At 69.2% G+C, this 24085-nt stretch carries 24 protein-coding genes; 14 read left to right on the forward strand and 10 right to left on the reverse strand.

Annotation, left to right across the window (positions count from 1 at the left end):
- From NM203_RS07220 to NM203_RS07230, 3 genes are all read right to left on the reverse strand, one after another.
- On the reverse strand, positions 1 to 1602 hold a 1602-nt coding region (locus NM203_RS07220), incomplete at its 3' end, for an HNH endonuclease (RefSeq protein ID WP_255059148.1).
- Between the two features lie 116 nt (positions 1603 to 1718).
- Positions 1719 to 3125, reverse strand: coding sequence for a PH domain-containing protein (locus tag NM203_RS07225; RefSeq protein WP_255059707.1), 1407 nt, complete (start codon positions 3123 to 3125; stop codon positions 1719 to 1721).
- A 35-nt stretch (positions 3126 to 3160) separates the two neighbouring features.
- A complete protein-coding gene (locus tag NM203_RS07230) occupies positions 3161 to 3646 on the reverse strand; it encodes a PH domain-containing protein (RefSeq protein ID WP_255059149.1) in 486 nt (161 codons plus the stop codon).
- A gap of 23 nt (positions 3647 to 3669) precedes the next feature.
- Here NM203_RS07230 and NM203_RS07235 point away from each other — a divergent pair, with 23 nt between their 5' ends.
- Genes NM203_RS07235 through NM203_RS07255 form a run of 5 tightly spaced genes read left to right on the forward strand, consistent with a single transcriptional unit; the run spans position 3670 to position 9634 of the window.
- Entirely contained in the window at positions 3670 to 4590 is a 921-nt protein-coding gene (locus tag NM203_RS07235; RefSeq protein ID WP_255059150.1) for an SDR family NAD(P)-dependent oxidoreductase, read from the forward strand.
- A gap of 3 nt (positions 4591 to 4593) precedes the next feature.
- On the forward strand, positions 4594 to 5787 hold the full coding sequence (gene moeA, locus NM203_RS07240) for a molybdopterin molybdotransferase MoeA (RefSeq protein ID WP_255059151.1): 1194 nt from the start codon (positions 4594 to 4596) through the stop codon (positions 5785 to 5787).
- A 40-nt stretch (positions 5788 to 5827) separates the two neighbouring features.
- Entirely contained in the window at positions 5828 to 6544 is a 717-nt protein-coding gene (locus NM203_RS07245) for a phosphatidylserine decarboxylase (protein WP_255059152.1), read from the forward strand.
- The gene (locus tag NM203_RS07250; RefSeq protein WP_255059153.1) at positions 6541 to 7398 is read left to right on the forward strand and encodes a CDP-alcohol phosphatidyltransferase family protein; all 858 of its coding nucleotides are present in this window, start codon (positions 6541 to 6543) and stop codon (positions 7396 to 7398) included. Before NM203_RS07245 ends, NM203_RS07250 begins: the two co-directional genes overlap by 4 nt.
- A complete protein-coding gene (locus tag NM203_RS07255; RefSeq protein ID WP_255059154.1) occupies positions 7391 to 9634 on the forward strand; it encodes an AAA family ATPase in 2244 nt (747 codons plus the stop codon). Before NM203_RS07250 ends, NM203_RS07255 begins: the two co-directional genes overlap by 8 nt.
- A 4-nt stretch (positions 9635 to 9638) precedes the next feature.
- Here the strand turns inward: NM203_RS07255 and NM203_RS07260 are convergent, their stop codons facing one another.
- Positions 9639 to 10691, reverse strand: coding sequence for a class I SAM-dependent methyltransferase (locus tag NM203_RS07260; RefSeq protein ID WP_255059155.1), 1053 nt, complete (start codon positions 10689 to 10691; stop codon positions 9639 to 9641).
- A gap of 198 nt (positions 10692 to 10889) precedes the next feature.
- On the opposite strand from NM203_RS07260, the gene NM203_RS07265 reads away from it, so the two are divergent.
- A complete protein-coding gene (locus tag NM203_RS07265) occupies positions 10890 to 11327 on the forward strand; it encodes a DUF1707 domain-containing protein (RefSeq protein WP_255059156.1) in 438 nt (145 codons plus the stop codon).
- A 50-nt stretch (positions 11328 to 11377) separates the two neighbouring features.
- Here the strand turns inward: NM203_RS07265 and NM203_RS07270 are convergent, their stop codons facing one another.
- The gene (locus NM203_RS07270; protein ID WP_255059157.1) at positions 11378 to 12562 is read right to left on the reverse strand and encodes a hypothetical protein; all 1185 of its coding nucleotides are present in this window, start codon (positions 12560 to 12562) and stop codon (positions 11378 to 11380) included.
- A 619-nt stretch (positions 12563 to 13181) separates the two neighbouring features.
- Between NM203_RS07270 and NM203_RS07275 the strand changes: the two genes are divergently transcribed.
- From NM203_RS07275 to NM203_RS07305, 7 genes are read left to right on the forward strand one after another with little or no spacing between them, the layout of a single operon-like run.
- Complete coding sequence (locus NM203_RS07275; protein WP_255059158.1) at positions 13182 to 16055, forward strand: Na+/H+ antiporter subunit A; 2874 nt, start codon at positions 13182 to 13184, stop codon at positions 16053 to 16055.
- A complete protein-coding gene (locus NM203_RS07280) occupies positions 16052 to 16510 on the forward strand; it encodes a Na(+)/H(+) antiporter subunit C (RefSeq protein ID WP_255059159.1) in 459 nt (152 codons plus the stop codon). The genes NM203_RS07275 and NM203_RS07280 overlap by 4 nt, the downstream gene beginning before the upstream one ends.
- On the forward strand, positions 16507 to 18111 hold the full coding sequence (locus tag NM203_RS07285; protein ID WP_255059160.1) for a Na+/H+ antiporter subunit D: 1605 nt from the start codon (positions 16507 to 16509) through the stop codon (positions 18109 to 18111). The genes NM203_RS07280 and NM203_RS07285 overlap by 4 nt, the downstream gene beginning before the upstream one ends.
- Positions 18108 to 18644, forward strand: coding sequence for a Na+/H+ antiporter subunit E (locus NM203_RS07290; protein WP_255059161.1), 537 nt, complete (start codon positions 18108 to 18110; stop codon positions 18642 to 18644). Before NM203_RS07285 ends, NM203_RS07290 begins: the two co-directional genes overlap by 4 nt.
- The gene (locus tag NM203_RS07295) at positions 18641 to 18919 is read left to right on the forward strand and encodes a monovalent cation/H+ antiporter complex subunit F (protein ID WP_255059162.1); all 279 of its coding nucleotides are present in this window, start codon (positions 18641 to 18643) and stop codon (positions 18917 to 18919) included. The genes NM203_RS07290 and NM203_RS07295 overlap by 4 nt, the downstream gene beginning before the upstream one ends.
- Positions 18916 to 19239 (forward strand): monovalent cation/H(+) antiporter subunit G, encoded by a 324-nt coding sequence (gene mnhG, locus NM203_RS07300; RefSeq protein WP_255059163.1) that lies wholly within the window; start codon positions 18916 to 18918, stop codon positions 19237 to 19239. The genes NM203_RS07295 and mnhG overlap by 4 nt, the downstream gene beginning before the upstream one ends.
- Positions 19236 to 20045, forward strand: a complete 810-nt coding sequence (locus NM203_RS07305; RefSeq protein ID WP_255059164.1) for an SAM-dependent methyltransferase — start codon at positions 19236 to 19238, stop codon at positions 20043 to 20045. The genes mnhG and NM203_RS07305 overlap by 4 nt, the downstream gene beginning before the upstream one ends.
- On the opposite strand, the gene NM203_RS07310 is transcribed toward NM203_RS07305, so the two are convergent.
- The 5 genes from NM203_RS07310 to NM203_RS07330 are packed head-to-tail and all read right to left on the reverse strand — an operon-like array spanning position 20031 to position 23347.
- Positions 20031 to 20651 (reverse strand): LON peptidase substrate-binding domain-containing protein, encoded by a 621-nt coding sequence (locus NM203_RS07310; RefSeq protein WP_255059708.1) that lies wholly within the window; start codon positions 20649 to 20651, stop codon positions 20031 to 20033. The two genes, NM203_RS07305 and NM203_RS07310, sit on opposite strands and share 15 nt — an antisense overlap.
- A gap of 26 nt (positions 20652 to 20677) precedes the next feature.
- Positions 20678 to 21829, reverse strand: a complete 1152-nt coding sequence (locus NM203_RS07315; protein ID WP_408633311.1) for a glutamate--cysteine ligase — start codon at positions 21827 to 21829, stop codon at positions 20678 to 20680.
- Complete coding sequence (sodC, locus tag NM203_RS07320; RefSeq protein WP_255059165.1) at positions 21810 to 22508, reverse strand: superoxide dismutase[Cu-Zn]; 699 nt, start codon at positions 22506 to 22508, stop codon at positions 21810 to 21812. Before sodC ends, NM203_RS07315 begins: the two co-directional genes overlap by 20 nt.
- Before the next feature lie 9 nt (positions 22509 to 22517).
- The gene (locus tag NM203_RS07325; RefSeq protein ID WP_255059166.1) at positions 22518 to 22991 is read right to left on the reverse strand and encodes a LytR C-terminal domain-containing protein; all 474 of its coding nucleotides are present in this window, start codon (positions 22989 to 22991) and stop codon (positions 22518 to 22520) included.
- A 41-nt stretch (positions 22992 to 23032) separates the two neighbouring features.
- Positions 23033 to 23347, reverse strand: a complete 315-nt coding sequence (locus NM203_RS07330) for a nucleoid-associated protein NapA (RefSeq protein WP_255059167.1) — start codon at positions 23345 to 23347, stop codon at positions 23033 to 23035.
- 142 nt (positions 23348 to 23489) lie between these two features.
- Between NM203_RS07330 and NM203_RS07335 the strand changes: the two genes are divergently transcribed.
- Positions 23490 to 24083, forward strand: a complete 594-nt coding sequence (locus NM203_RS07335) for a peptide deformylase (protein ID WP_255059168.1) — start codon at positions 23490 to 23492, stop codon at positions 24081 to 24083.
- Positions 24084 to 24085 lie beyond the last annotated feature (2 nt).

A 24085-nucleotide genomic window follows, 5' to 3' on the forward strand; every position in this document is an offset into this window, starting at 1 on the left:
TATGGACAAATCACCTTGAAAGCCATCTATGGCAAGTGTTTTCCGAGTCACCCAGCAGCCCACCGGATCGACCCCCGTCGAAGCCGTCCGGTTGCCATCACTGTGCACCAATAGGTGTTTTCGGCACAGCGTGGCGATGTTGCCCGGATGGGTCAGCCCGCCGGGGCGGCCGTAGGGGACGGTGTGGTCGAGATCGGCGTACTCGGCCGGGTGATCGCAGCCGAGGAACCGGCACGTCATATCGCGGGCCCGGACGAGACGTTGGGTCGCGATGGAGGGTCGGTAGCGGATCTCGGCGGTCAGGTCCTCGGGTGTGGCGATGGTGCGGATGGAGGCGCCCATCCGGCACAGGTCGGCCAGCAGCGCGGCGGGCAGGACGCCACCGCCGGCGACGATCGCGGTATACCCGCACGGGGTGGTGGTCGCGGGGGTGGGAGTCGTTGCGGATTCGGCGTTCTCGGGCTCGGTGACGGAATCCATTCGTTCGGGCGCGGATTCCTCGTCGAGTGGCGGCTCCGGGTGCTCGTCGGGCTCGTCGTCGGCGGGCCGATGGTGTTCCCAGTTGACGACCGGGTCGTCACCTACACCGTCGTCACGCGTGGGGTCGACGTCTCGGTCCGGTTCCCCGTCGCCGGGCGGCAGTTCGGGCTCTTCCTCGTCCTCGGGTGGCGCTTCGTCGGTCCAGTGCTGCTCCCAGTCGTAGTCGCGGTCGTAGCGCGGCCCACCGTCGTCCGGCCCGTCATCCGGGCCGTCATCCTGGCCGTCGTCGGGTGCCGGGCCGTCGGCGGGGTGGGGGTTGTCGGTCAGGACGAGGATCTCGAAGTGCTTACCGCGGGCGTCGGGCCCGGTGGCGGGGCAGTCCGGGGATCCGCACAGGCACGGCAGGTGATCGCCGCCGGCGTTGATGATCCCGTGGGCGGCCACGCGGCGTTCGCCGTGGGTGCGCGGATCCTCGGGACACACCGATGTGGCCATGGCGTCCAGGCGGCGGTCGGTCAGTTCGGCGTCCAGGGCGCTGACCCGTCCGTAGATGGAGCGGGTGCCGGTGGCGTCGTCGGGTTTGCCGAACGCGATGTTCAGCGAGCGCTGCGCGGTGCGGAACCGGCGCACCGCGTCGGGGTCGTGGCGTTCGATCGCGGCGTCGATGGCGTCGGCGAGTTTCTGCTCGGAGTAGCCGCCCCATCGGGTGGCCACTGCGGCGAGGTCGGCGTCCACCCGGGCCAGCGCGTCGGGGTCGACGATCAGTTGGGTGCGCCACGACGCGGTGGCCGCCACCTTCGGGGTGATGTCGCCGAGGCGCAGCAGGTCCCCGGTCAGGGGGATCCGGTCGCGTAGGTCCAGGGCCTGGTACATCAACCCCGAGGCCGTGCGGTGGCTGACGATCAGGTCGGCGGCGATCTCGGCGGCACAGCAATCCCAGGCGTCGCAGGCCGACCGTTCCCGCGACCGCGCCAACTCGGTGCCCAGGCGCCGGTCGATCAGTTCGGCGATCGCGGCCAGGCGGTGTCCGGCGGTCGCGGCCTCTATCCGCGCGTACCCGGTGATCGCGAGGTTCAGCGCGGCATCGTCCATCCCCGCCGGATCCCGAAACGCTTCGCACATACATTCGATTATCCGGACGTCGAGGACCTCTCGCCACGGTGGACGATCGACCTGTGGATGAAACCCGGACTGTGGATGACTCAGGCCCGCAACACGATTCGTGTCACACCCGTATGCTAGGCCCGCACCCACTCGTTGTCCGCCACCCAGGGTGACGCCGACGCCGCGACCTCCCATGCGATGTCGGCGGGCACGTCGAGGACCCGGTAACCCTTGACGCCAGCGGCCGTCGCCGCGATCAACGTCGCCACTCCCGCGCGACGCTGAAAGACGGTCTGCCGCACGGTCCACCCGATGATGCCCGCTGCGGCGATGCAGTCGCGCCGCCGGTCCACGCTGCCCGCGCGGGCCACCAGCCACTGCGCGTCGACCCAGTGCCCCAGTGCGCGAGCCCGATCCGCAGCCAATCCGGCACTGGCTGCGCCGAACACACCCAACCCCACCCACACCCAGACCGGAATCCCGACGAAGCACGACGCGGCGCCCAGTCCGACGGCGAGCAGCAGTGGGACGGTGAACGCCTTCGTCCACCGCCTGCGCGTCGCGACGGGCCCGTGGCCGACCAACGCGCGATCAACCACGTCCGCAGTGGTCAACTCGGACAGCACACGCTGCGCCGTCGCGCGGGGACACGGCGGCAACAGCAACGACGCCTCGCCGGCGCCGTTCACGCCCGTCATCACCGCATCGAGCCGCGCGCCTCCGAAAAGCCGCACCAGCAACGGTTCCCGCAGTGTGCCGCCGCGCAACCGCGCGGTGTCGTAGGTGTGCTCGCGCAACCTGAGCAGGCCGTGCTGCAGATGCAGCGTGTCATCGCGCCGGGACAACAGCAGGTTGCCGTAGGCGAACAGCGACCTGGCGACCGACAGCAGGACCGACATCGCCAGCAGTCCGAGCACCGCGATGGCGACCGTCGCAACCACACCCGCGCGCTGTGCCGCATCCAGGCCGGCGCGGGTCAACTCCGAATTCTCAAGCGCCGCAGCAGCACCCGTCTGGTAGACCACCCCGACAGCGGCCGCAATCGTCGCCAGGCCGGTGAAGCTGAGCGGGCTGTACCGCAGCCAGGACGGTTGCCAGCGGGCCAGCACCTGCTCGCGCGGCCCCTCGAGCTCGTCGGGTTGCCGTTCCTCGACGAGCAGCGCCCTCAGGGAGGCCACCTCCGCCACGGGCACGGCGTCCAGCTCGAACTCGCTTTGGCCGCCGCCCTCCTGACCCGTGCTGATCTTGACGACGGCGAGCCCGAGTAGCCGGTGGAGCAGCCGGGCGTCGGTCGACACGGAGCGAATCCTGTTGCGCGGCACGGATAGCACCTTGCGCTGCAAGACGCCCTCGCGGCGCTGGATCTGGTCGACGTCGATCCGGTAGGTCGTGGTGAACCACTTCGCGATGCCGTAGAGCACCATGAGCGACAGAGCGGCGACGGAGTACCAGACGTTTCCCGTCGCGGTGCCCAGCACCACCGCGCCGATGAGTAGCGGCAGCTGGCCGAGGACCTCGTGCACCGGACTCACGAGCAGCATCCGCGGGCTGAGCCGGCGCCACCCATCCGGCTGCGTCACGTCGCGTCCTGCTCGCCCAGCGCGGCGATGTCGGTCAACTGCGCGGCGATGCGGTCTGCGACGTCCGAGTCCAGCGCGACGATCTGCACCGCACCCGCCGACGACGCCGTCGTGACCGTGACGTTGGCGAGTCCGAACAGGCGATCCAGCGGGCTGCGCTGAGTGTCCACGGTCTGCACGCGGGAGATCGGCGCGATGCGGCGTTCCTCCACCAGCCACCCCGTACGGGTGTACACCGCTTGGGCACCGACCTCCCACCGGTGCACCCGGTAACGCCACACCGGCACCACCCCGATGAAGAACAGCGCACCCGCTGCGGTCGCCGCGGCGGCCAGGCCGTGCCAGAGCGGCCACCGAGCGTCGAGCAGCCACCACACCACCTGCCCGATTGCCAGCAGCGCCCACGGCACCGCTGCGGCGACAGCCCACACCAGCGGGGCTTTGCGGCTCGGTCGATTGGCGGGATCGACGAGGGGCTTCACAGGGAATCAGTATGGTCGTGCTCATGAGCGCCAAGTGGACCGACGCCGATGTTCCCGACCAGTCCGGCCGCGTCGCCCTCGTCACGGGGTCGAATACCGGGCTGGGCTACGAGACGGCGAAGGTGCTCGCGCGGCGCGGCGCGGACGTCGTGATGGCCGTGCGCGACACCGGCAAGGGCGAGGCCGCCGCCGCCACGATCAGGAAGGCGGCGCCGTCGTCGAACGTGGCGGTGCACGCACTCGACCTCGGGTCGCTCGACTCGGTCCGCACGGCCGGCGCCGAGCTCGCGGCGGCCTACCCGCGCATCGACCTGCTGATCAACAACGCGGGCGTCATGTACCCGCCGAAGTCGACGACGGCCGACGGGTTCGAGCTGCAGTTCGGCACCAACCACCTCGGTCACTTCGCGTTGACCGGCCTGCTGCTGAAGAACGTTCTGGCCGTGCCGAATTCACGCATCGTCGTGGTGGCCAGCATGGCGCACAAGATCCAGGCGAAGATCGACTTCGACGATCTGCAATGGGAGCGCCGGCGTTACAGTCGCGTCGCTGCGTACGGACAATCCAAGCTGGCCAACCTGATGTTCGCGTACACGCTGCAGCGACGACTGGAGGCCTCCGGCCAGAAGACGATCGCGCTGGCCGCGCACCCCGGCATCTCCAATACCGAACTCATGCGGCACGTGCCCGGAACCAGCCTGCCGGGCGTCATGAAAGCCGCCGGGCTGGTGACCAACAGCCCGTTCACGGGCGCGCTGGCGACCCTGCGCGCCGCCACCGACCCGGCGGCCCAGGGCGGCCAGTACTACGGTCCGGACGGGTTCCGCGAGTTGATGGGGCACCCGGTGCTGGTGTCGTCCAGCAAGCAGTCACACGACGTGAGCGTTCAGGAGCGGCTCTGGACGGTGTCCGAACAGCTCACCGGCGTCACCATCGAGGTCTGACCCGTGCGGTCCGTCGAGGAGCATCAGCGGGTTGTCGCCGGCCTCATCAGGCCCCGTGAGCCGCAACCGGTTCCGCTTGCCGAAGCCCTCGGCCTGGTGCTGGCGGCCGACGTCGTGGCACCGCTGTCGCTGCCGGGGTTCGACAACTCGGCGATGGACGGCTACGCGGTGCTGGCGGAGGACGTCGCCGGAGCCTCCGAAGACAATCCGGTGACTCTTCCTGTCGCAGAGGACATTCCGGCCGGCCGCACCGACAGGCTCACGCTGGCGCCGGGCACCGCGCACCGCATCATGACGGGCGCGCCGGCGCCGGACGGTGCCACCGCGGTGGTGCCCGTCGAGGTCACCGACGGCGGCGTCGACACCGTGACGATCCGGGCCGGCGCCAGAACCGGACAACACCTCCGGCACGCAGGTGAGGACGTCACCGCGGGCACCACGGTGTTGCACGCGGGTCAGGTGCTGACGCCCGCCGCGCTCGGCCTCGCGGCCGCGCTCGGATTGGGGCACCTCGAGGTGGTACCCCGGCAGCGCGTGCTGGTGATGTCGACGGGCACCGAGCTCGTCGCCCCCGGCACCCCGCTCGAGCCGGGCCAGATCTACGAGTCCAACGCGGTGATGCTGGCGGCGGCCGTCCGCGACGCCGGCGCCGAGGTGGTCGCGTCGACGATGACCGGCGACGACGTCGCGACGTTCCGCGAGACACTGTCCCGGCACTCGGCAGACGCCGACCTCATCATCACGACGGGCGGTGTCAGCGCGGGCGCCTACGAGGTGGTGAAGGACTCGTTCGGCGAGGAGGTCGAATTCGTCAAGGTCGCCATGCAGCCGGGGATGCCACAGGGCGCGGGCGTGGTCGACGGCACGCCGATCATCACGCTGCCGGGTAACCCCGTCAGCGCCCTGGTGTCGTTCGAGGTGTTCATCCGCTCGCCGCTGCGCACTGCGATGGCCCAGCCGGAACCGGACCGCCCGCGCGTCGAGGCGACACTGACCGAGGACTTGACCTCGCCGCGGGGTAAGCGGCAGTTCCGGCGCGGCGTGCTGGACGCCCGCGGAGGGACCGTGACCAGTTACGGCCCTCCGGCATCGCATCACCTTCGGTGGCTGGCCTCGGCGAACTGCCTGCTGGAACTGGGCGAGGACGTCGTCGAGTTGCCCGCAGGCTCAACCGTCCGAGTCTGGGACCTGGGTTAGCAGTCCCGGCAACCCGTCCCGACCGTAGAATCGGAGCCCCATGGCCAGACCAGCGCGCCCAGCCGACGCCCCCGACCAATCCGAGCTCTCCCGACTGGTCGACCTCGTCCGCATGACCGTCCCTCCCCTGCACCCCGCGGGCCTGCCGTTCATCGCGGGCGGCCTCGGTATCGCCCTCGCCGGCCGGCGGCATCGCTGGCTGCGCAACACGGGGCTGTCGGCGGCGAGCTTCAGTGCCCTGTTCTTCCGGCACCCGCCACGCGTGCCCCCCACTCGGCCCGGCGTGATCGTGGCCCCGGCCGACGGTCGGGTGACGCTGATCGAGACCGTGCAGCCGCCCACCGAGCTGAACCTGCCCGCGGTCCCGATGACACGCGTCAGCATCTTCCTGTCGGTGTTCGACGCGCACGTTCAGCGCGCGCCGGTAGCCGGTGAGGTCGTGACCATCAAGTACCAGCCGGGCGAGTTCGGCTCCGCCGAGCGCGACGAGGCGAGCACGTCCAACGAGCGCAACAGCGTGTGGCTGCGCACGTCGGACGGCGTCGACGTGGTCGCGGTGCAGATCGCGGGCCTCATCGCCCGGCGCATCATCTGCTCGACGAAGGTCGGCGACAAGCTGGAGCTCGGCGAGACGTACGGGCTCATCCGGTTCGGCTCGCGACTGGACACCTACTTCCCCGCGGACGCCGAGGTGCGCGTCGAGATCGGGCAGCGCGCCATCGGTGGCGAGACGATCCTCGCGGAGCTGCCTCGATGAGTCGCATCAAGACGCCGCCGATCTCCATGCGCATTCTGCCCAGTGCGACGACGGTGCTCGCGATCTGCGCCGGATTGACGTCCATAAAGTTCGCGCTCGACGAGAAGCCGTGGATCTCGCTGGCCCTGATCGGCGCGGCGGCGGTCCTCGACGGCATCGACGGCGGCATCGCCCGCGCGCTCAACGCGCAGTCCCGGATGGGCGCCGAGATCGACTCGCTCGCCGACGCGGTCAACTTCGGCGTCGCACCCGCGCTGGTCATCTACGTGAGCATGCTCGAGGGCTCGCAGGTCGGCTGGATCTTCGTCCTGCTGTACACGGTGTGCGTGGTGTTGCGACTCGCCCGCTTCAACGCGCTTCTGGACGACGACACCCAGCCGGCCTACACCCGCCAGTTCTTCACCGGCATGCCCGCTCCGTGCGGTGCCGTCGGGTCGATCGGCCCGTTGGTCGCCATGATGCAGTTCGGCCACGGCTGGTGGACGTCCTCGTGGTTCGTCTGTGTGTGGCTGGCGATCAACGCCGCGCTGCTGGTCAGCCGGATCCCGACCCTCGCGCTCAAGGCGATCTCGGTGCCGCCCAACGCCGCACCGATCCTGCTGATCCTCATCGCCGCCGCCGCGGCGGGGCTATTGCTGTTCCCGTACATCCTGCTGCTGCTGATCATCGCCGGGTACCTGTGCATCATCCCGTTCACAGTCCGCAGCCAGCGGTGGGTGGCCGCGCGGCCCGAGGCCTGGGACACCAAGCCCAAGCAGCGGCGCGACATCCGCCGAGCGGCACGGCGAGCCGCGCCCAATCGCCGGTCGGTGGTCCGGCTGGGCCTGCGCAAGCCGGGCTCGCGGGATGACTGAGCGGCGCGACGAGGAACTCGCCGTCGAGGATTCCGGTCCCTCGCACCTGCGGCTGACGGCGCGCCTCAACACGTCGGCGCTCGACGCGCGCCGCGGTGTCACCCGATTGCATCCCGAAGTCATTGCGGCACTGGGCATTCGCGAGTGGGACGCGGTGTCGCTGACGGGTTCGCGTACGACCGCGACGGTCGTGGGCATCGCCCCGCCGGGCACTCCCGCGGGCACCGCACTCATCGACGACGTCACCCTGTCCAACGCCGGGCTGCCCGAGAACAGCACCGTCATCGTCGCGCCGGTCACCGTGTACGGAGCGAAGTCGGTGACGCTCAGCGGATCCCGGCTCGCCACCCAGTCGCTGTCAGCGGCCACGCTGCGACTGGCCCTGCTGGGCAAGGTCATGACGGTGGGCGACACCGTGTCACTGCTGCCGCGCGACCTGGGCCCCGGCACGTCGACATCGGAGGCCACCACCGCCCTCGCGTCATCGGTCGGCATCACGTGGACATCCGAACTGCTGACCGTGACGAGCGTCGATCCGCCGGGACCCGTGAGCGTGCAACCGAATTCACTGGTCACCTGGGGCGACGGGTCGGGCGGTTCGGCGAGCACGGACACCGCCGTCGCCCCCTCGCCAACGGGTCAGGTCACCGTGACCGCCCCCACCGAGAAGTCCACACCGGCGATTCCCTTCGACGATCTCAAGGGTGCGCACACGCAGGCGGGCCGGCTGGCCGAGTGGCTCAAGCTGGCGCTCGACGAGCCGAAGCTGCTGGAAACCCTGGGCGCCACAGCCAATCTGGGTGTCCTGGTGACGGGGCCGGCGGGGGTCGGCAAGACCACGCTGGTACGCGCGGTATGCGCCGAGCGCAGGCTGGTCGAGCTCGACGGCCCGGAGGTCGGCGCACTGCGCCCCGAGGACCGGTTGGCCAGTGTGTCCGCAGCCGTCGCGACGGTACGCGACGGCGGCGGCGTCCTGCTCATCACCGACATCGACGCGCTGCTACCCGCCGACGCCGAACCGGTCGCGACGCTCATCCTCACCGAGCTGCGCAACGCGATCGGCACGAAGGGCGTGGCGTTCGTGGCCACCTCGGCGGTGCCCGACACACTCGACAGCCGGTTGCGGTCACCCGACCTGTGCGACCGCGAGCTGGGCATGAGCCTTCCCGACGGCGCGACCCGCAAGGCGCTGCTGGAGGTGCTGCTGCGCGGCGTTCCGTCGGAGGGACTAGATCTCGAGGAGATCGGTTCCCGGACACCGGGTTTCGTCGTCGCCGATCTGTCCGCGCTGGTGCGCGAGGCCGCGCTGCGGGCGGCGGCGCGGGCGAGCGCCGACGGCAAGCCCCCCGCGCTGACGCAGGACGACTTCGTCGGCGCACTGTCGGTGATCCGCCCGCTGTCGCGATCCGCCACCGAGGAGGTCTCCGTCGGCTCGGTGACGCTCGAGGACGTCGGCGACATGGTCGAGACCAAGCAGGCGCTGACCGAGGCCGTCCTCTGGCCACTGCAGCACCCCGACACGTTCCAGCGCTTGGGCGTGGATCCGCCACGCGGCGTGCTGCTGTACGGCCCGCCCGGCTGCGGCAAGACGTTCGTCGTGCGTGCGCTCGCCAGCACCGGCAAGCTGTCGGTCCATGCCGTCAAGGGCGCCGAGCTGATGGACAAGTGGGTCGGCTCGTCGGAAAAGGCCGTGCGCGAGTTGTTCCGGCGTGCGCGGGATTCCGCGCCGTCGCTGGTGTTCCTCGACGAGATCGACGCGCTGGCGCCGCGGCGCGGTCAGAGCATCGACTCCGGTGTCACCGACCGCGTCGTGGCCTCGCTACTGACCGAACTCGACGGCATCGACCCGCTACGCGATGTCATCGTGCTTGGCGCGACCAACCGGCCGGACCTGATCGACCCCGCGCTGCTGCGGCCGGGCCGCCTCGAGAAGCTGGTCTTCGTGGAGCCACCGGACGCCGAGGCGCGACGCGCGATCCTGCACACCTCGGGCAAGTCGATCCCGCTCAGCGACGACGTCAACCTCGACGCTCTGGCAGACGACCTCGACGGCTACAGCGCAGCGGATTGCGTTGCGCTGCTTCGGGAAGCCGCACTCACCGCGATGCGCCGGTCGATCGACGCCGCCGACGTCACGGCCGATGACGTGGCCAAGGCCCGCCAGAACGTCCGGCCGTCCCTGGATCCGGTACAGGTCGATTCGCTACGGGCGTTCGCCGAAGGGCGGCAGGTTTAGCCCCCTACGGTCGGGCCTCGAGTACCAGGTTGAACGGCGTCTCGGTTGCGCGGCGGAACCGGCTGAAACCACCACCGTCAACCACGACGTCGCGCAGCCTGGCCTCTCCCGCCTGCGCGCCGAGGGCGGGGCCGTTGCGGGCCAGAGACACCGGGACGCAGATCTGTGTCGAGGCACCGTACATCACGCGGCCCACCGGATTCATGTTGTCCTGCACCCGGTCTCCTGCAAACGGCTCCACGATCATCGCGACGCCGTCATCGGCCACCGCACTTCGCGCATGCCTGGCCGCGCTGACCGGATCGGCCATGTCGTGCAAGCAGTCGAAGAAGGCGATGAGATCGAAGCCCTTACCGTCGTATCCGACGGCATCGGCCTCCTCGAACCGGGCGTTCGCGACACCCGCCGCGGCGGCTTTCTCCTCGGCCACCCGGATCGACTCCCCGTGATAGTCGTAACCGACGAACTCCGACTGCGGGAAGGCCGCCGCCATCAGGATGGTGCTCGCGCCGTGTCCACACCCGACATCCGCCACCTTCGCGCCGCGTTGAAGCTTGTCGACGACGCCGTCGAGTGCGGGCAACCAGGCATCGATGAGGTTGGTGTGGTAACCCGCGCGAAAGAATCGCTCGGTGCCCTCGAAGAGACACGGGTGGTGCTCGCCCCATTCGAGGCCCGCGCCCGACCGGAAGTTCTCGAGTGTGCGGTCGAGCGCGTGGAAGGTCGCTTCCACGATGTTGTACGCGCCGGGGAGGTCGACGGGACCCGCCGGGTCTGCAAGGCAGAGTGCCTGCGCTTCGCTCAGCGACCAGGTGTCGGATGCGGAGTCGTACTCGACGTAGCCGCCGGCGCCCTGGTTGCCCAGCCACTCGCGGACGTACCGTTCGTCGGTACCGGTGCGTTTCGCCAAGTCGGTTGACGTCACCGCGCCCTTGGCCAGTTCGCGGTACAACCCGAGACGGTCGCCGACCAGCATCAGTGCCGCGCTCATCGCGGCACCGAGGTCGCCGACGGCCTTCCCGATGAACGCGTTCAAGGTGGTTTCGTCGATAGCCATCGCAGCCTCGTTTCGTAGTTCGGCCCGGATGACCTCATGGTGAGCGCGCGGTCGGCCGGTTGCAGCACATTCACCAAACGAGCGGCGAGCAACCGGATCAGGCTGACGCGACCAGGCCGGACAGCCAGTCGAGCGACGCCATCGATTCGTTCACCTCCACCCGTTGACATTCCACTAGTGACATGTCAGCGTTGACCTATGACTGCTGCACCTTCCGGGACCCACAGCACTCCAGTCCGCGCCGGTGACCGCGAGCGCGAGACCGCGGCCGGTCAACTGGGGCTGGCGCTCGCTCAGGGCTACCTCGACATGCCCGAGTACGAACGCCGCGTCGGCTCGGCGTTCGCCGCGCAGACCTCCGGTGAGCTTCGGGAACTGGTCGCAGACCTACCGCTCGCACTCCTACACCGAAACGACCCGCGGCGCCGCGAGGCGCAGCGCGCGGCCGCCCGGTTGTCGGTTCGCCTGCACCTCGCGGGTTACCTGCTGATGGTCGTGATCGTGCTGACCGTGTGGACGGCGGTCGCCGTATCCGGCGGCCCCACGTACTTCTGGCCGATCTGGCCGATCCTCGGCGCCGGCATCGGCCTGCTGTGCCACGCGATCCCGATCAGGATGTGCGCCGCGCGGCGCTGACGCGTACGGCCCCTCCAGCACGTAACTGGAGGGGCCGACGGTCGCGATCGTTACTCGCCGTCCGAGCCGCCCGCGTCCGAACCGCTCCCGGCACCGTCACCCGTGGCGCCGTCGCCTGTGTCGGATGTGGTCGAAGCGGCGTCGGCCTTCGTCGTCGCGTCCGTCGCCGGCGGATCCTCCTGCGCGCCAGTCGTGGCGGCTTCGTCCTTGCCAGCCGGGGCACTGACGACACCCTTGCCCGGCACCGCGACGATGCCGGTGCGCACCTCGGGCTCGGCGGTTGGCTCCGCCTCGTCAACGGGCTTCACCTCGGCGACGGGTTTCACCTCGGCGACGGGCTTCACCTCGGTGGCGGGCTTCACCTCGGTGGCGGCCGGCGCCTCCTCGGCCGCCGATGCGGACGGCTTGGCCTCAGCGGCGGCGGCTTCTTCGGATGACGCCGAGAGGGCCTCCGGCGCAGAGGTTTCCACCTTCGCCGCCGTCTGCACCCCAGCGGTGACAGTCGCGGCCGGCGCCGTGATCGCGTCGATGACCATCTGACCCGCTGCGATCAGGCTTCCGATCAGACCGCGGTCGTAGTAGTACGGTCCCGTGCCCGCGGCGAACAACTGCGTCACCACGGTGCCCTGAAAGTCGACCAGGCCCTTGATGACACCGTTGACCACGCCGCTCAGGTCGCCCGCCTGGGCGGCCTTGAGCACCGTCTCCGCCGCACCGCCGATGACCGTGTTGATCGAGTAGATCGACTGCAGCGGGCCGAGACCCACCGTGAGGAGGAAGTCCGGGTTCTTGAGCAAGCCGACGACGTTGGCGAGCGGGGGGAAGAAGGCCAGCGACGGCTGCAGGACGTCGACGAGATCGACCAGCGGCCCGCCGCCGCTGAAGATCGCGTCGAGAACGGGCCCGGTGACCGGCGTGAGCACGATGTTCGCCGCGGTGTTAAGAGCCTGGGTGATCTGCCCGGCCAGGACCTCTTGAATGGCCTGCTGAAGCAGGCCGGGGGCTTGCTTGAGCCCCTCCCCGAACTGGGCGACGAACGCCTGCGCCACCGCGAGGAGCGCCCCCGGATCGGGTAGCGCCGCGATCGACGCGGCTGCAGGCTGCACCACCAGCGGGCTGACCGCCGCCGACAACTCCACCGAGGCGGAGCGAACTGCGGCTACCGGATCGGGCAGCTCCAGGGCCACCGGCCGCACCGGAGCGGCGACGAGGATCCCAGCTCCCAAAATCGCCACGCCCGCAGCGAATGATGACCGTACAGCTAATTGCATGTCCATCCTTTCCGAACCGTCAGTTCCCCCGCGAACCGAGAACTTACCGGTCAGTAGGTCTTGGTCAAGTGAAGTTTTTGCAGTTCAGGGATTTAGCTAGGCCATCTCTTCTTACCGTGAGTCCACTGCACAGTTGCTGCAAAATGTTCACCACAGACACCCATTTGCAAATCTGCAAACGAGATTGTTGATCTTGAAAACATCTGCCAGGGCATCGCTGGAACGCGAGCCAACTTACTGGCGGGTCAGTTCACTCGCTGCTCATGGGCAGCAAAGCAGTGTCCGTGGGCGCGCCAAGGCGTTCGCTGGCCGAACGTCGACGCGGATGAGGGTGCCGTCATCGGCAACCGCGCCCGTCGTCGCTTTACACGCACGGCGATTTTGCCCAATGCGAGGTGGCTCACACGAGCGGGTCGATGCGACCCGTATCACATGGTGAGACGCTGCTGGCGTGGCTCCGCTTCGGGGTCGGTACTTCTGACCGGACGCTCGGGGAAAAGCAGGATCCGTAGAATCTTGATCAACTCCAAGTAACGACGAATCCCGATGAAAGCGCTCGCCGACGTGAGCCGGAAAGAGTGCCATGCTCGCCATCCTCTGCGCGCACGCGGTCGCCGCCGCGCTCGCGCCGCTGCTCGTGCGGCGGTGGGGACGGCACGCGTTCTACGGGCTCGCGGTGGTTCCGCTGCTCTCGCTCAGCTGGGTCGTGCTGAACTGGCCCCGTCCGGGGGCGGCGCCGAGCGTGCGTATGGAGTGGGTCCCCGAGCTGTCGATGAACATCGACCTGCGCTTCGACACCCTCGCCGCGATCATGAGCGTGCTGGTGCTCGCCGTCGGAGCGCTCGTCCTCTTCTACTGCGCCGAGTACTTCCACCACCACGACGGTCACACCGAGAAGCGGCTGCCGAGCTTCGCCGCCGAACTCACCGCGTTCTCCGGCGCGATGTTCGGTCTCGTCGTCAGCGACAACACGCTGCTGCTCTACCTGTTCTGGGAGCTGACGACCGTCCTGTCGTTCGTGTTGGTCGGTCACTACGCCGAGCGCGCGACCAGCAGGCGCGCCGCGACCCAGGCGCTGCTCGTCACCACCGCGGGCGGGCTGGCGATGCTCGTCGGCATCATCATCCTCGGCGAGATGTCGGGCACCTATCTGCTCTCCGAGTTGGTCGCCGCGCCGCCCACCGGCACCGCCGCGTCGGTCGGCGTCGTGCTGGTCCTCGTCGGTGCGCTGTCGAAATCGGCCATCGTGCCGCTGCACTTCTGGCTGCCGGGCGCGATGGCCGCGCCGACTCCCGTCAGCGCCTATCTGCACGCTGCGGCGATGGTGAAGGCCGGGGTCTATCTGGTGGCCCGGATGGCGCCCGGTTTCGCCGATGCCGCGCCGTGGCGACCGATGGTCATCACACTCGGGCTGCTGACGATGCTCATGGCCGGCTGGCGTGCGGTCCGCGAGTACGACCTCAAGCTGATCCTCGCCTTCGGCACGGTCAGCCAGCTCGGCCTGATCACCGTCATGGTGGGCGGCGGCAGCGGCGACCTGCTGCTCGCCGGCCTGGCGATGCTGTGCGCGCACGCGATGTTCAAGGCGGCACTGTTCATGGTCGTGGGCATCATCGACCACGCCACCGGTACTCGCGACATTCGCCGTCTCGCCGGGCTGGGCCGGCGCAGTAAACCGTTGCTGGTCATCGGGCTCGCGGGCGCCGCGAGCATGGCGGCCATTCCGCCGTTCTTCGGATTCGTCGCCAAGGAGGCGGATCTCACGACGCTCGCGGAGACCACCGCGCTCGGGTGGGCCGGTCCGTTCGTACTCGCGGGCGTGGTGTTCGGCTCGGTGTTCACGACGATCTACAGCCTGCGCTTCGTCTACGGCGCATTCGCCGATAAGGGACGGGCCGAGCCCAGCCAGCGGGTCGCCGAAATGCACCGTCCGACAGCGACTTTCCTGGCGGCACCCGCCGTCCTCGCCGCCGCAGGCCTGGTGTTCGGCCTCTGGCCGGGGGGCCTGGACGCCGTGCTGGCCGAGTACGCCGACACCGCGCCCGGCGGTGCCGGCTACCACCTCGCGCTCTGGCACGGCGTGAATCTTCCTCTGTTGCTGTCGCTTCTGGTGCTCGCCGTGGGCGCGGCCTCGTTCTTCACCCGATCCAAACTGCCCCGGACCAGGGTGGGGTACCTGCCGCTGGGCAACGCGGACCGCATCTACGACAGCGTCGTCCGCGGCGCCGACGTACTGGCGGTACGGCTGACCTCGCTCACCCAGCGCGGCTCGATTCCGGCCACCCAGGCGGTGATCCTGTCGACGCTGGTGGTCTTCCCGATCGTCGCGCTGTTGCTCGGGGCGCGGTCGGTCCCCGAGTTGCGGCTGTGGGACCACCCACTACAGGTCGTCGTCGGACTCATCATCCTCGCGGCCGCTCTCAGCGCCACCGTGATGCGCAACCGCCTGGCCGCGGTCCTCCTCGTCGGTGTCACCGGATACGGGTGCGGTGCCATCTTCGTGTTCCACGGCGCTCCCGATCTCGCGCTCACCCAGTTTCTCGTCGAGACGCTGACGCTCGTCATCTTCGTGCTGGTGCTGAGGTCGCTGCCCGCCGAGGCGGACCGCGCCAACATCACCCTGAACCGGCTGCCGCGGGCGGTGCTCGCGATCGCCGTCGGGGCGACCGTCACCCTGCTGGCCGTGTTCGCGATGGCTGCGCGCTCGACCAGGCCGATCGCCGAACTGCTGCCCGATGCGGCGTACTACCGGGGCCACGGCTCCAACACCGTCAACGTGCTCCTGGTCGACATCCGCGCCTGGGACACCATGGGCGAGATCTCGGTGCTTCTCGTCGCGGCCACCGGTGTCGCGTCAATGGTGTTCCGCAACAGGAGGTTCGGGGCCGCCCCGCGGGTCGCCGATGCCGGCCAGCCCGATATCGGCCGGATCCCCGCGCTCGGCACCAGCCCGGCCTCCGGCGACGTCACCTGGCTGCGCGGCAGCGAGTTGCGCGACCCGCGCAACCGGTCGCTGGTGCTGGAAGTGGCGACGCGCCTGATCTTCCCGCTCATCATGCTGCTGTCGGCCTACTTCTTCTTCGCCGGCCACAACACCCCCGGCGGCGGTTTCGCGGGCGGCCTCACGGCCGGGTTGGCGCTGGTGCTGCGCTACTTGGCGGGCGGGCGCTACGAACTCGGTGAGACGCTGCCGCTGGACGCGGGCAAGATCCTGGGCGCGGGTCTCGCGCTGTCGGCGGGCACCGCGGTGACGTCGCTGTTCCTGGGCGCCCCGGTGCTGTCCTCCGCGGTCATCGCGTTCGACCTGCCGGTGCTGGGCTCGGTGAAGCTGGTGACGGCGCTGTTCTTCGACCTGGGTGTCTACCTGATCGTGGTGGGTCTGGTGTTGGACGTGCTGCGCAGCCTCGGCGCGCGCGTCGACGAGGAGATCGTCGCGCAGCGGGCGGAGGCACGATGACCACCTTCGTTGTCCCCCTCGTCCTCATCGGCGGCCTGACGAGTGCCGGTGTCTACCTTCTCCTCGAACGCACGCTGACCCGAATGCTGTTGGGCCTGTTGCTGATCGGCAACGCAGTCAACCTGCTGATCCTCACCGCTGGTGGGCCCGCCGGCAATCCGCCGGTTCGCGGCCGGACGAGCGCGGGTGAAACCGCCACCTCGGATCCGCTGGCGCAGGGCATGATCCTCACGGCCATCGTCATCACCATGGGAGTCGCCGCGTTCGTGCTGGCGCTCACCTACCGCTCGTACCGACTGAACTCCGACGAGGACGTGGACGACGACGTCGAGGACACCAGAGTAAAGACGGAGTCGACGACGCTCGACGAGGACCCGCCGGCCCCGGACATGCGGCGCGACACCGATGAACCCGACGAACTCGACGCGCTGCCGGGGCACGAGGGATCGCGATGAATCCAAGCGCTCTCGTCCCGCTGCCCGTGCTCATTCCGACGATCGCGGCGGCCGCCACGCTCATCGCGGGCCGCAGGCCGCGACTGCAGCGCGGCATCACCGTGGTCTCGCTGGCCGCGGTGCTCGCCGTGTGTTGCGCGCTGGTCTACTTCGCCGACCGCGACGGCACCATCGCGGTGCAGGTCGGCGGCTGGGGGCCGACCGAGCCGGGGATGGGACCGCTGGGCATCACGCTGGTCCTGGATCGGTTGTCCGCTCTCATGCTGGTGGTGTCCGCGGCCGTGCTGCTGGCCGTCGTCTTCTACGCCATCGGCCAGGGCATCCGGGACGGCGATGGACGCCAACCTGTTTCGATCTTCCTGCCGACCTACCTCGTGCTGTCCGCGGGCGTCTGCACGGCGTTCCTGGCGGGCGATCTGTTCAACCTGTTCGTCGGCTTCGAGGTGCTGCTGGCGGCGAGCTTCGTCCTGCTGACGATCGGGGCCAGCGCCGAGCGGGTCCGTGCGGGCATCGCCTACGTGATGGTGTCGATGGTCTCGTCGCTGATCTTCCTCATCGGCATCGCGCTGATCTACGCGGCGACGGGCACGCTCAACCTGGCCGAGATCGCGGTCCGCCTCGACGACGTTCCCGCGGGCACCCGCAGCGCACTCTTCGCCGTCCTGCTGGTGGCGTTCGGTATCAAGGCCGCGGTGTTCCCGCTGTCGTCGTGGCTGCCCGACTCCTATCCCACCGCGCCCGCGCCCGTGACGGCGGTGTTCGCCGGCCTGCTCACCAAAGTGGGTGTCTACGCGATCATCCGAGCGCACTCGCTGCTGTTCCCCGGCGGCGCACTCGACGACGTCCTGCTGATCGCGGCGTTCCTGACGATGGTGGTCGGCGTCCTCGGCGCGATGGCGCAGAGCGACATCAAGCGGCTGCTGTCGTTCACGCTGGTGAGCCACATCGGCTACATGGTGTTCGGCATCGCGCTCTCCAGCGAGCTCGGGATGTCGGGCGCCGTCTACTACGTCGCGCACCACATCATCGTGCAGACCACGCTGTTCCTGGTGGTGGGTCTGATCGAACGGCAGGCGGGCGCGTCGACCCTGCAGCGACTCGGCGGGCTGGCCGCCGCGAGCCCGCTGCTGGCGCTGATCTTCTTCGTCCCCGCCCTGAATCTCGGCGGCATCCCGCCGTTCTCGGGGTTCATCGGCAAGGTGGCGCTGCTGGAGGCGGGCGCGCAGGACGGCTCGGTGCTCGCGTGGCTACTGGTGGGCGGCGGCGTGGTCACCAGCCTCCTGACGCTCTACGTCATGGCCAGGGTGTGGACCAAGGCGTTCTGGCGGGAGCGCGCCGACGCGCCCGAAGGCGAGATGTCCGCGGCCAGTCCGTCGGCGCTCGTCGACGACACCGAGGATGTCGTGTTCACCGAGCGGGACGACGTGGGCCGGATGCCCGTCGGCATGCTCATCCCCACCGGTGCGCTCCTCGCCGTCGGCATCGCGCTCACGGTGTTCGCCGGACCGATGTTCGGGTATAGCGAACGGGCGGCGGTCGAGGTGCTGGATCGTGGGCAGTACCTGACGGCGGTGCTCGGGGATGGGAGTGGTGCGCGATGAGAAAGGCCCTGCTGCGCATCTGGGTGCTGTGCTTCCTCATTCTGGTCTGGATGCTGCTGTGGGGCGAGGTCTCCGCCGCGAACGCCGTGAGCGGGCTGGCGATCGCCCTGGTGATCACGGTGCTGCTGCCGCTACCGCCGGTGCCGACCGAGGGCCGCCTGCACCCGTTGTCGCTGATCCGGCTCATCGGCTACGTCGCCTACTCGCTGGTGTTGTCGTCGGTCCAGGTGGCGTGGCTCGCGATCCGTCCGGGGCCGCCTCCGCTGACCGCGGTGCTGCGAGCACACCTCAACCTCAAATCGGATCTGGTGCTGGCTCTTTCGGTCAACATCATGAACCTCATCCCCGGTTCCATCGTGCTCGAGATCGACCAGAACCGCCGGATGATCTACGCACACGTCATCGACGTCGGCTCGGAGCGCGGGGTGAACCGCTTCTACCGGCAGGTCGCCACGGTGGAGCGGCTGATGGTCGCGACGTTCGAACGAGAGGCGCACTGGCGGCCTTCCCCGCAGCGAGAGGAGGCCTCGTGACCGTCATCTGGATCATCGCCGCGGTGCTGTTGACCGCGGCCGCCGCGATCACGATGTTCCGGCTGTTGGCCGGGCCGGGCACCCTGGACCGACTGGTGGCCCTGGACACCTTCGTCGCGGTGACGATGTGCGCGATCGGCACCTGGGCCGCGTTCAGCCTCGACACCACGGTCACCTACAGCCTGACGGCGCTCGCCTTGATCAGCTTCGTCGGCTCGGTTAGCGTGGCGCGCTTCAGGGTTCGGGACACCGACCGCGAAGGCGGTATCACGTGAACGCACTCGACGTCGTCGCCGCGGTACTGGTGCTCGCCGGTTCGGTGCTCGCGCTCACCGCGGCCATCGGCGTGGTCAGGTTCCCGGACACGCTGTCGCGTATGCACGCAGCGACCAAGCCGCAGGTGCTCGGGCTGCTGCTCGTGCTGGCCGGGGCGGCGATCCGGCTGCGCGGCCACCCCGACGTCGGAATGGTGCTTCTCACCGGACTTTTCACCGTGATCACCGCCCCGGTGGTCGCGAACCGCGTCGGTCAACTCGCTTACCGCGAGCAGGCGTTCCGCGATGACCTGCTGACGAAGGACGAGATGGGCGAATGACCACAGGCCGCACCGAAGACGACAGCTGGGATGTCACCGAGGGCGTTGGCGCGACCGCGCTGGGCGTGGCGTGGGCGAGAGCTCGCGAATCCTCATCGAAGCAACCGCTTTTCACCGATCCGCACGCGCAGCAGTTCATCGACGCGGCGTCGGAGCGCGGATGGAGCCCACCGTCCCGCGCGATCACCGAACGCATCGCCCACCTCGGCGACTACGCCGCGGCGCGCACCAAGTGGTTCGATGAGTTCTTCATCGCAGCGGGCGCCAACGGCGTCGAGCAGGCGGTCATCCTGGCAGCCGGACTCGACGCGCGAGCGTGGCGCCTGCCGTGGACGTCGACCACCAGGATCTACGAAATCGACCAGCCGCAGGTGCTCGCGTTCAAGGTCGAGACACTGCGCAACCACGGCGTCAAGGCGGCCGCCCGGTACACCGCGGTCGCCGTCGACCTTCGGCAGGACTGGCCGACAGCACTGCGGGACAACGGCTTCGACGCCTCCGAGCCGACCGCCTGGTCTGCGGAGGGGCTGCTGAGCTATCTACCGGCGGCGGGTCAGGATCTGCTGTTCGCACGCGTGCACGAGCTCAGCGCCGCCGGCAGCCGGTTCGCCGTCGAGGCGTTCGGGCCCGACTTCTTCGACCCCGAATACCTCGAGGACCGCTCCGACGTGGCGGACTGGCTGGCCAACCACGGCTGGCGGACCAGCGTCACACCGGCGGCCAACCTCCTCGAGCACTACCACCGAGACGTTCCGGATGTGATGCCCCGCACCGAGTTCGTGTCGGGCGAGTTACTCAGCTGCTAGCCGGAATTCGACCAGCGCGGCGACCGTCTCGACCGCATCGCGTAACGCATCCAACCGGTCGGCGGCCGACGGGGCGGCGAGCACGGCGTACCTGTCGGCCTGGTTGATCGGGATGCGGGAGGCCAGTGCGAACAGCCGGGCGCCGGCATCCTCGCCGGGCTCGGGTTCGCCGAGCAGCGTGGCCCGCGGGGGCAGCTGCGCCTCCTGCGCCGACGCGATGCGCTCGAACAGGTCCATCACCCGATCCTCGACATCGCCGATGTCGGCGCCGGTCACGTTGGCACCGGGCTCGTCGGGCCACACCGAGATCGTCGCACGGGGGTACGGGTCGTCGTCGTGCCACGCGTCGACGCGGATGCGGTCGGTCATCTCGCACTCGATGCGATAGCGGCCCTCGCCGTACTCCTCCCCCGCGACTATGCGCGCGAGCGTGCCGACGTTGTGGCGCACATCCTGGCCACCCACCTCGCGCCCGGCGGAGATCAGCACCACGCCGAACGTCGCCTCGCCGGCGAGGCAGTCTCGAACCAGGGCGCCGTAGCGGGGTTCGAAGATGCGCAGCGGCAGGTCCTCGCCGGGGAGCCGAACCGACTCCAGCGGGAACATGGGAGAGATCCCGCCCCCTGAGTCGCTCACAGCTCCAGCTCCGCCACCAGCGAGTCGACGACCGCCCGCAAGTCTCCGCCGTTCTCCTCGGCGACGCGGCGCTGGCGTTGGTAGGACGCCCCGTTGACGGCGATCGACGACGCCGCGGCGAGTTCGTCGGCGCAACCCAGCGACGTCGCGATGGGGTAGAGGCGGTTCAGCACGTCGTCGAGGTCCTCGGTGACGAGCCTCTCGTTGCTGTCCGCGTCGAGGATGATCACGGCGTCGAGCCCGTACCGCGCGGCCCGCCACTTGTTCTCCTGTACGTGCCACGGCGGCATGGTCGGCAGCTGCTCGCCCGCGTCGAGGCGGCGGTCCAGGTCGACGATCAGGCAGTGCGTCAGCGCCACCAGCGCACCGAGCTCGGCGATATTCGACACCCCGTCGAAGATCCGCACCTCGATGGTGCCGAGATGCGGGGACGGCCTTATGTCCCAACGGATCTCGTTCATGTGATCGATGATTCCGGTCTTCTTCTGGTCGTGCACGAAACGCTCGAAGTGCGACCACCTCTGGAAGTGGAACGGCAGCCCGGCCGTCGGCAGCTGCTGGAACATCATCGCGCGGTTACTGGCGTAGCCGGTGTCCTCGCCGTCCCAGTACGGCGACGACGCGGACAGGGCGAGCAGGTGCGGGTAGTGGTTCAGCAGCGACGTGATGATCGGCATCACCTTGTTCGCCGACGAGACGCCGACGTGCACGTGCACACCCCAGATCAGCATCTGGCGGCCCCACCACTGCGTGCGCTTGATCAACTCGGCGTAGCGCGCGCCGTCGGTCAGTTCGGTCTTCTCCCACTCCGCGAACGGATGGGTGCCCGCGCAGAACAACTCCATGCCGCGCTCGCGGACGATGGGGCGGACGATGCCGAGCGTGCCGCGCAGATCCTCCATCGCCTCGCCCGCGTTCTTGCAGATCCCGGTGACGACCTCGACGGTGTTGCGCAACAGTTCCTTGTGGACGTGCGGGGTTTCGCCGATCTCGGCGATGACGCCCGCGGCCTCGTTGGCGAGGTCACGGGTCACGGGGTCGACGAGCGCGAACTCCCACTCGACTCCGACGGTCGGCCGCTGCGAGCGGTTGAAGGCGATCCGCTCCGGCCGCGGGCCGGCCGACGCCCTACGAGACGGATACGACACCGCACGCCACGCGCTTGCCTGCGTCGCCGGTGGCCAATGTGTTCTCGTCGGGTCCCGGAGTGCCGTTGACCTGCTGGTACTTCTCGGGCGGGATGTTGGCGAAGTTGTCGGCCTTCTCGTGGATCATGATGGCCGTGCCCTGCCCGTCGAGCAGTTGCTCCGCGGTGAACGCGTCGGTGGTCGTGACGAGTTCGGCGCTGCCGTCCTCACGGACGAACAGCGACGAGAGGTCACCGCTCATCGGGTGTCCCGTGCGGCCGTCCACCTGGAGGTGTCCGCCCGCGGAGTTGAAGTCGCCGGGCGCACCCCCCGCCGGAGCCACCGAATTCGGTTCGCACTTGCCCACCGAGTGGATGTGCATGCCGTGGAATCCCGGCGTCAGCAACCCCGTTGCGACGGTCTTGACCGTGACGGTCGCGACGTCGTCGGCGAACGAGAACTCCGCCGTGGCAACGGTGACGCCGGCGGGGTTCTTGAGCTCCGCGGTCAACTGCTCCGCCGAGGCAGCGGGCGTCTCGCTCTCGGACTCGCCCTCGGCGGCCGGCGCAGGCGAGCCGGTCCAGACGGGCGGTGTCGTGTACGGCGCGTCCGTTTCCGGCTCGTACGGGGCACAGGCACTCGCGATCGGGACGACGAGCGCCGCGGCGGCGAGAAGGCGAAGCGGGGCGGAGATCGGCATGCGCAAAGCCTAACCGGTGACCACCACGATTACTCCCGGCGGCTGGTCTCCGAGTTCGGGAATTCGCTCGACGACGGGCGCCTGCAGGATCGCCCCGACGTCCTCGGCGGCAGCGCGCTCGCCGGGCGTCGGACCCCAGTAGACCGTCGTCTCCGCAGGCACCTCGTTGAGCGGGAGGTTCTCCGCCCGCGCATTCCACTGCTGGTCCTTGAGTTGGGTGGCCACGCGGTCCGCGGCACCGTCGACATCGGAGACGTTGTAAACGCGCACTTCGGGCCGAGGCGCGTCGGACTCCGTGGACGTGGGGGTCGTCGTGGTGGTCGGGTTGATGGTCGACGTCACCGAGGTGGCGCTCGAGGTGTCCGAGTCGTCGTCGCTGCCACCCATCGCCTGAAAGGCGACCAGCAGAAAGACCACGCCGAGGAACAGCAGCACCATCACCATGGCGCGCAGGGGCAGCCCGGAGGACTCTCGCTGGTTCATCGAGCCCACACTATTTCAGAGGCGCCCACGAGGTGAAAAGCTCAGGTGACGTCGAAGCCGAGACGACGGGCCGCGCGGGCCTTCTGCCTGCTGGCGCGAAGCCGACGCAGCCGCTTGACCAGCATCGGATCGACGGCAAGCGCCTCGGGACGGTCGACGAGGGCGTTGAGCACCTGGTAGTAGCGCGTCGCCGACATGGCGAACAGCTCCTTGATGGCGTCTTCCTTCGAGCCCGCGTACTTCCACCACTGCCGCTCGAAGGCGAGGATGTCGTGTTCGCGGCGAGTGAGCCCGTCGGTGACAGTGTTCTCCGCGGAGTCCCCGGACCCCTCGGTCCGCGCGATGGCGCCGTCCATTGCTGCTAGGACCCTCTCCAACTACGACTTACTCAGTGACATTCCGGTGCTGTCGGCGAACATTCAACCACGGCGGCACGAGTTGAGCGGTGATCGTCACCCGCGAGTCGGCCGACGAAACGCTGCTCATTACGCTTTGCACATGGCCGTTGTTCCGATCCGCATCGTGGGAGATCCCGTCCTGCACACCGCGACCACTCCCGTGCCCGTCGGGGACGACGGAAGCCTGCCCGCGGAACTCGCCGAGTTGATCGCGAACCTCTTCGACACCATGGACGCCGCGAACGGTGTTGGCCTGGCCGCCAACCAGATCGGCGTGTCGCAACGCGTGTTCGTCTACGACTGCGCCGACGAACGGGGCATGGCCGCGCGGCGGCGCGGCGTCATCGTCAACCCCGTGCTGGAGACCTCCGACATCCCCGAGACGATGCCCGATCCGGACAACGACGACGAAGGTTGCCTGTCGGTGCCCGGCGAGTCGTTCCCGCGCGGCCGGGCCACCTGGGCGCGGGTCACCGGCCTGGACGCCGACGGCACTCCGATCACGCTCGAGGGCAACGGCCTGTTCGCCAGGATGCTGCAGCACGAAACCGGCCACCTCGACGGCTTCCTCTACGTCGACGGGCTGATCGGCAGGCACGCGCGGGCCGCCAAGCGGACCATCAAGTCGAACGGCTGGGGCGTGCCGGGCAACACCTGGATGCCGGGCGAGGACCCGGATCCGTTCGGGCACTAGCC

This window comes from Mycolicibacterium arenosum, from assembly GCF_024320865.1.
Lineage (GTDB): Bacteria > Actinomycetota > Actinomycetes > Mycobacteriales > Mycobacteriaceae > Mycobacterium > Mycobacterium arenosum.

What these genes read in the sequence shown, in the direction of transcription:
- NM203_RS07260 (WP_255059155.1), bottom strand. Translation starts at nt 10,691, where the DNA reads ATGGCTATCGACGAAACCACCTTGAACGCGTTCATCGGGAAGGCCGTC.
- NM203_RS07245 (WP_255059152.1), top strand. Translation starts at nt 5,828, where the DNA reads ATGGCCAGACCAGCGCGCCCAGCCGACGCCCCCGACCAATCCGAGCTC.
- NM203_RS07250 (WP_255059153.1), top strand. Translation starts at nt 6,541, where the DNA reads ATGAGTCGCATCAAGACGCCGCCGATCTCCATGCGCATTCTGCCCAGT.
- NM203_RS07255 (WP_255059154.1), top strand. Translation starts at nt 7,391, where the DNA reads ATGACTGAGCGGCGCGACGAGGAACTCGCCGTCGAGGATTCCGGTCCC.
- NM203_RS07310 (WP_255059708.1), bottom strand. Translation starts at nt 20,651, where the DNA reads ATGTTCCCGCTGGAGTCGGTTCGGCTCCCCGGCGAGGACCTGCCGCTG.
- NM203_RS07225 (WP_255059707.1), bottom strand. Translation starts at nt 3,125, where the DNA reads ATGCTGCTCGTGAGTCCGGTGCACGAGGTCCTCGGCCAGCTGCCGCTA.
- sodC (WP_255059165.1), bottom strand. Translation starts at nt 22,508, where the DNA reads ATGCCGATCTCCGCCCCGCTTCGCCTTCTCGCCGCCGCGGCGCTCGTC.
- NM203_RS07335 (WP_255059168.1), top strand. Translation starts at nt 23,490, where the DNA reads ATGGCCGTTGTTCCGATCCGCATCGTGGGAGATCCCGTCCTGCACACC.
- NM203_RS07235 (WP_255059150.1), top strand. Translation starts at nt 3,670, where the DNA reads ATGAGCGCCAAGTGGACCGACGCCGATGTTCCCGACCAGTCCGGCCGC.
- NM203_RS07265 (WP_255059156.1), top strand. Translation starts at nt 10,890, where the DNA reads ATGACTGCTGCACCTTCCGGGACCCACAGCACTCCAGTCCGCGCCGGT.
- NM203_RS07305 (WP_255059164.1), top strand. Translation starts at nt 19,236, where the DNA reads ATGACCACAGGCCGCACCGAAGACGACAGCTGGGATGTCACCGAGGGC.
- NM203_RS07330 (WP_255059167.1), bottom strand. Translation starts at nt 23,347, where the DNA reads ATGGACGGCGCCATCGCGCGGACCGAGGGGTCCGGGGACTCCGCGGAG.
- NM203_RS07280 (WP_255059159.1), top strand. Translation starts at nt 16,052, where the DNA reads ATGACCACCTTCGTTGTCCCCCTCGTCCTCATCGGCGGCCTGACGAGT.
- NM203_RS07290 (WP_255059161.1), top strand. Translation starts at nt 18,108, where the DNA reads ATGAGAAAGGCCCTGCTGCGCATCTGGGTGCTGTGCTTCCTCATTCTG.
- NM203_RS07285 (WP_255059160.1), top strand. Translation starts at nt 16,507, where the DNA reads ATGAATCCAAGCGCTCTCGTCCCGCTGCCCGTGCTCATTCCGACGATC.
- NM203_RS07275 (WP_255059158.1), top strand. Translation starts at nt 13,182, where the DNA reads ATGCTCGCCATCCTCTGCGCGCACGCGGTCGCCGCCGCGCTCGCGCCG.
- NM203_RS07325 (WP_255059166.1), bottom strand. Translation starts at nt 22,991, where the DNA reads ATGAACCAGCGAGAGTCCTCCGGGCTGCCCCTGCGCGCCATGGTGATG.